At 56.5% G+C, this 6,868-nt stretch carries 3 protein-coding genes; all 3 read right to left on the bottom strand.

The window, feature by feature from the left end; translation table 11 throughout:
* On the bottom strand, positions 1 to 1,403 hold a 1,403-nt coding region (locus AB4043_RS09410), incomplete at its 3' end, for an aldehyde dehydrogenase family protein (RefSeq protein WP_442306935.1).
* A gap of 187 nt (positions 1,404 to 1,590) precedes the next feature.
* Complete coding sequence (locus tag AB4043_RS09405; protein ID WP_442303041.1) at positions 1,591 to 5,187, bottom strand: carboxypeptidase regulatory-like domain-containing protein; 3,597 nt, start codon at positions 5,185 to 5,187, stop codon at positions 1,591 to 1,593.
* A gap of 1,074 nt (positions 5,188 to 6,261) precedes the next feature.
* A partial coding sequence (locus tag AB4043_RS09400; RefSeq protein WP_442306934.1) for a class I mannose-6-phosphate isomerase occupies positions 6,262 to 6,868 on the bottom strand: 607 nt, incomplete at its 5' end.

Raw genomic sequence — 6,868 nt, 5'->3', positions numbered from 1 at the left:
GGATAGAGGTGGTAGCAGTTGGTCCACACGCGTCCTGCTTCGATCTCGCGGCCGAAGCGATAGGCGCGATTCAGATCACGCGTCCACACGCCGGCGCCCAGTCCATAGAGCGTGTCGTTTGCGATCTCCAGAGCTTCATCATCGTTCTTGAAGGTAGTCACAGAGAGCACTGGACCGAAGATCTCCTCCTGGAAGATGCGCATCTTATTGTTGCCCTTAAAGATGGTTGGTTGGATATAGAAACCGCCGGCGAGCTCGCCATCCAGTTTCGCGGCATCGCCGCCGATCAGGATCTCCGCGCCTTCCTTCTTGCCGAGATCGAGATACGACATGATCTTCTCGAACTGTTGTTTTGAGGCCTGTGCGCCGAGCATCGTGTCGGCGTCCAGCGGATTCGCCTGCTTGATGGCTTTCACGCGAGCCAGCGCGCGCTCCATAAAGCGATCGTAGATGGACTCATGAATCAGAGCACGCGACGGGCAGGTGCAGACCTCGCCCTGGTTGAAGGCGAAGAGCGCCAGGCCCTCGAGCGCCTTGTCGACAAAGTCATCGTCTTCGTTCATGACATCGCTGAAGAAGATGTTCGGGGATTTGCCGCCAAGCTCCAGAGTCAGGGGAATGATGTTCTCTGACGCATATTGCATGATCATGCGCCCTGTCACTGTGGATCCGGTAAAGGCCACCTTATTGATGCGCGGATTAGAAGCGAGCTCCTTGCCGACCTCGCGGCCAAAGCCATTGACGACATTTAGCACACCGGCAGGCAGAAGATCGCCAACCAGTTCCAGCAACATCAGGATCGATACCGGCGTTTGCTCCGCAGGTTTCAGGACAACGCAGTTGCCGGCAGCGAGCGCCGGAGCAAGCTTCCATGCCGCCATCAGCAGCGGGAAGTTCCAGGGAATGATCTGACCGACGACACCGAGCGGCTCGTGGTAGTGGTACGCGATCGTGTCGTGATCGATCTCGGAGATGCCGCCCTGCTGCGCGCGAATGGCGCCGGCAAAATAACGGAAGTGATCGGCAGTGAGCGGAACGTCAGCAGCCGTGGTCTCGCGAATCGGTTTGCCGTTATCCCAGGTCTCGGCAGCGGCCAGCAGGTCTACATTTTCTTCAATGCGCTGGGCGATCTTAATAAGGATGTTGGAGCGTTCGGTGGTCGAGGTTCGGCCCCATGCCTTCTTCGCCTTGTGGGCGGCATCCAGAGCTTTTTCCACATCGGCAGCGCCAGAGCGCGGAACCTCGCACAACACCTTGCCGGTTACCGGGGTGATGTTTTCAAAGTACTGTCCGGAGACGGGTTCTACCCATTCTCCGCCGATATAGTTGCCATAGCGTTTGCGGAACGGAACCGGATGTCCGTAATGCATTGGATCAAGCTGAACGGCTGGTGAAGTAGCCACAGTGTTTTCCTACCTTTCCTGCTCCCGGGTGAAGGCGGAAGCTTCCTTTTTCACGTGAAATACTGCTCCCCGGCAAGCATGGTTGCCAAGTGGTTCAGCCAACTCTTCTCGATTAAATAAAGAAGGGGCGAGCCATCCGGCTCGCCCCTCGGTTGATAGAAGCTTCGAACGAAGCCTCCGGTTCTGTTTACCAGGTCACCTTCACCGCCAACTGAATGCTGCGGTTATCCAGCGAGGTCGACGTCACCTTCCCGACAGCGGTCGGAACAGTGATGTTTGCGGCCGGATTGGAGAAGATCGCCCGGTTCAGGATGTTGTAGGCCTCGGCACGGAACTGCGCACGGAACCGTTCGTGAATCACGAAGTTCTTGATTCCCGAAAGATCGACGTTGGCAGTACCGGGTCCACGCAGTGCATTACGTGTTACCCAGCCCTGAATTCCAGGGTTGGCGGTGCTGGCAGTGCTCGCAACACCATCGTAACGAGTGGTGAAAGCGGAAGGATCAAACCAATTGAAGGGCGAGGGGCTCGAACGATATGCATCCGAAACCTTCTTACCCGCAACCAGGAAGACACGGCAGCCATTGTAGGCGGCGAAGTTGCAACCAGAGCGGGAGACGTTGAAGGCATAACCTCCACGAAGCTGAACGGCAGGCTGTAACGACCAGCCACCCGCAATGGCATTGGCCACGCCACTCTGAGCCCACTTCTTACCCTTACCGAACGGAAGCTCGTAACCGCCCGAGATAACGGCCTTGTTGCGGTTATCAAAGTTTGAGTACGAGCGGTCGAAACGCATATCGGTAGCGAACGACGAATCGTTTGCAGCCGCTTCGCCGGAGAAGTTGTCGAGGTTCTTCGAGAACTGGTAGCTGCCCAGATAGAAGAGACCGTTTTTGGCACGCTTCTCGATCTTGATCGACCCGCCGTGGAAGTTAGCATCACCCCGGGTGCTGCTGGTCAGGATGCCCTGGCCGAACGCCGGGTTTGGACGAAGCGAGTTTACGCACTGACCCGAAAGTGCCCACGAAGGCGCCACGAACGGATATTGAACGCACATGTTCTGGTCATAACGCTTCCAGGACTTGTGAGTCTGGCTGCCGGTGTAAGCCAGTTCCATGACCAACCCCTTGCCTAGATCCTGCTGCAGGCTCAGGTTGTACTCTTCCGTGTAAGGACGGCTGTTCTTCGGAAGAATGGAGAACGGCGAAGGCACCTGGGTTACGCCCACAGCTGCAACCGGATCAGGCCAGAGTTGCGCCACCGGATAAGCACTGAATGCCTGCTGGTAGTACAGCGGTGCGGCATAGCGAGTGAACTGAAGCTCGTTCGTATTCAGGTTGTCGAGATAGATACCGTAGCCGGCACGAAGAACCGTTCCAGAACGAGCTTCCCACGCCAGGCCAACACGCGGCATAAAGCCCTTATAGTTCGGCTCGATGATGCCAGGACGGAAAGTCTTGTTGACTTCGTACGCTCCAGACGCCAGGTAGAACGCCGGGATGCCCGACGGAACCTTGCTGAACGTAACCTTCTGGGTAGACGGATCGAGCGTACCTTCCAGACCGTTCTGCTCAACAAACGGGCTGTTGTACTCCCAGCGGAAGCCAAGAGTGAGGGTCAGGCCGTGACCGAACTGCCAGGTGTCATTGAAGAACGCGCCATACGTGTTGTCACGATAGTGGCCCATCGTCGTTCCGGCATTGCCATTGCAGCTCGATGTGCAGAAGCCACGAGCGTAGTTCTGGAACTTGTTGTAGAGGACCGGATTACCGGTGGCCGGATCGGTGTAGGAACTGTAGTCAATGTACTGATTGTTCCCATACGTGTAGACGCAGTTACCTGTAGGGAGTGGAGTGGGATTAGTCGGAGTCGCCGCAGGAAATACTGTCTTGGTGCAATTGTCAAAGGTAGCTGCACCGCGCGAATTGTTATCGGCAATCTGCCACAGACGACGGTTCTGATACTGGAAACCGGTCTTGAAGGTGTGCTTGCCATGCACGATCGAAAGCGAATCACCAAGGCTGATGATATTTTCGTGACCACCCTGGTCACCTGAGCCATCACCAACGTTGCCGTACCCGTTGATTGTGAAGCCCGCACGGCCATTCTGGCGAGTGCTGGTCAAGGCCGTAACATTCTTCAGACCCGAAACTGCAGCCCAGTTCTTGCTGGGGTCCTGCAGAACACCCAGGGTGATGTTGTAAAACTCATTCCAGCCCACACGGACTTCGTTCACAATGTTCGACGAAATCAGATAGGTGTTACCAACCACAGCATTACGGCCAAGTAGCGGATTGGATGTGAAGCTGCCACTCGCTTGAGGCGTCTGCTGCGATGAGTCGAAGTTGACATAGCGCCCGAAGAGAGAATTCTTCGTGGAAACCACCCAGTCACCACGAATGGTGTACTGGTTGTAGCTCTCAGTAAACGAACGGGTCAGAGCATAGTTATTGGTGCCGTATCCACTGACATAGCTGTCGCTTGTCAGGACAGGGTAGGTACCCGCCAATACACTGGATGCCTGATTCGATCCCAGGGCCGCCGGATTCCAATTGGCCGGCATGTTGATGCCAACGCAGTTGTTGGTATTGGATTTGTCTTGCTGGCAGGTCGTTGCTGGTTTGACCGTGTTGTTGCCGGCAACACGGGGATCAGCACTCGCGGCATCGCCAGCCAATTCTGCCTGCGTTGGGAAGAGAGCGAAGGTCGGGTTATCGCGCGTCAGCTTCAAACCTTCAAAGCCGCCGAACACAAACAGCTTATCTTTGATGACCGGAAAACCAACTGTGCCGCCATACTGGTGACGCGTAAAGTTCGGCTTCACCGGATTGGCTGCAACGGTCGTGAAGTAGTTACGAGCATCAAAAATCGCATTACGAGCGAACTCATAGCCCGAGCCGTGAATCGTATTCGTACCCGACTTCGTGACCATGGAGACAACAGCCTGTCCCTGGCCATACTCGGTCGAGAAGGTCGAACGCAGCAGGTTGAACTCCTGAATTGTGTCAGCGTTCGGCTGCAGCGACATGTTGTTGAAACGCACCGAACGAACATAGGTACCATCCAGTACGTAGTTCGTCGACGAAGCGCGTCCACCGTCCACTGAGATGTACAACTGGCGGCTGGTCGTCTGCGTACCCGTCTGGGCCGGTGTACCAGTCTGGCCGCTCTGCGGCGGCGAAACGCCCGGAGCCAGAGTGGCAAGCTGTAGCACGTTACGTCCGTTCAGCGGCAGGTCGGTGATCTGCTTCTGGTCGATGACCTGGCCGACGGTGGCTTCCTGCGTCTGCAACTGCGGAGGCAGTGTGCTGACTTCGACCGTGTCCGTCACTTCACCGACGCTCAGCGTGACTGAGCCATTGGCCGTCTTGCCGATTTCAATGTCGAGCGAGGGAATCTGGGCGGCCTTAAAGCCCTGCTTCTCAACGCGAATCTTGTAGTTGGAGGGCGGAACGTTGGGGATGGACCAGTCGCCATCGTTGTTGCTGGTCGCGATACGCTCGGCACCCGTACCGTTATTGATCAGGTGGATCGTCGCACCCGGAATGGCTGCGCCGGTCGCATCCATTACCTTACCGACGGCATCGGAGCTGGAGCTGGCCTGACCGAAAGCGGCCGGCGAAGCAATGTTGAGAACGAAGAGAGGAGCTGCGGCGAGCATTACACCGAGCAGCGATCGCCCGGCGGCGCTGGTAATACCCCTGGAAGATAAGAACGGCATCCGCAGGACAGCGTTTGTTCCGCTGTCAGCAGAAGCTGTTAGCTTGCTGTGTTTGATCATGGTTAGCCTCCAAAATCATTTCTTACATCGGGCCAGAAGACCCTGGTAGTGCAAATTGAGACGCCTCAAAAAGAGCGCCTGCTTCCTTGTTGTCGTCGCCCCGAATCGAGAATTCTTCTTCCGGCTTTACTTACAAAGCCGATTCCTTCGCTGCAGAAAAATTGCGGTCCGTTTTGACTGCGGGCTTATATCACAACCAAAAAATCGTTGTGAAGCGTTTTTCTTTTTACTTTTCCTGGTGTTTTTGGCGCTGCCAGCCACTCACCACGAGAGCGGACTTCGCCTGGAACACCTACGAAGCCGGTTCACTTGATATCGCTGCATGGCACCCCCATCTTCCGAAATGCGGCTGTCTGCCGCGTAAAACCATTCCAGCGGAGCGAACCGCTCATTGAGACGAATCAATTCACAACCGCTTACCTCCTCTTTTCGGAGGCGAACGGCATCCTACGCATGCCGCAAATCGGGTGTCAATACCGCATTTACATGGAGTGTGAAAAAGGAGGTGCGCCGAACGTTGTCGGCGCACCTTGGGGTTTACCATACAGTTTCCTCAGGAGCCTCCGGAACACGCGATAAACGGTGTTCTGGAGGTCCCCGGAAACGCTCTGCGAGCCAATGTTGGCTCTGAAATGCGGATAACGCAGCCTGCACGCCCTTCGGCCACAAGGCCTGGTTCTGCACCTTTTAAGCCGAAACAATCACAATGCAGCCGATACCACGAAACGGACGGCATCCTACGCGCGAAAAAACGCACGTGTCAATTGGCATTTATCGAGAGGATGAAAGCTCGAACCGGGTGGGAGCCGAGGGCTTCAACCAGCATTGCTGGATGGCATAAAAGCGAGGGCCTCCGAGCAGGCACTATAAGCGAGCTAAAAGCCCGCAGAACACCCCATCCAGCAAGGCCTCTGCTCCCACCGGTTCGAGCTTTGCTCGAATAGTTCACACTAGTAAACCAGTCCGCGGGGGCCGAATATCCCACCCATCGCGATGCGATGGATGGGGCACCCAGTGTATGGGTGCCCGAATTTATCGAGACGTACTATTGTCGTTCGCGACGGAACCGGTTCGCTAGACGATCGCGCGCACAACCACGCAATCGCTGCCTGCCTTAAGTACGGCCTGCTTCGCGGCAGCGGGTATGACGACCGCCGCAGCCGGTGTCAGTTCAAGCGTATCGCCGCCTTCAGACGTCAGTGTGGCTTCTCCTGACAGCAGGACCAGGCACTGCGGCTTCCCGGGCGCCGCTAGATCCAGCGTTGCTCCGGCAGCAAGTTCAACGCGATCGACACTGAAGTAGCGCTCTTCGACCAATCGAGTGAAGCCGTCTTTTCGAACGGGAGCACGCTTCCCCGCCGCCGTCGTTGCCTTCATCACCGCYAGTCCCTCTTCGAGATGAAGCTCACGCGGACGGCCGTAGTCATACAAGCGATAGGTAATGTCTGAGGTCTGCTGGACCTCCAGCAAGGTGACTCCCGGCCAGATGGCGTGAACGGTGTTGGCATCCACGTACACCAGGTCACCGGCGCTCACCGGCTCAAAGTGCAACAGGTCTTCCAGCCTTTCCTGTTCGATGGCCTCACGCACTTGCTCAACAGAGACCTTCGGATCCTTGAAGCCCAGAGCGACGGCCGCTCCCGGCTCTGCGGCAAGAACGTACCAACATTCGGTCTTTCCC

Source organism: Terriglobus sp. YAF25 (assembly GCF_052113305.1).
Taxonomy (GTDB): domain Bacteria; phylum Acidobacteriota; class Terriglobia; order Terriglobales; family Acidobacteriaceae; genus Terriglobus.
This window is presented reverse-complemented; position numbering and strand designations above follow the sequence as displayed.

Coding starts and splice junctions, on each gene's coding strand:
- AB4043_RS09405 (WP_442303041.1), bottom strand. CDS start 5,187: ATGATCAAACACAGCAAGCTAACAGCTTCTGCTGACAGCGGAACAAAC.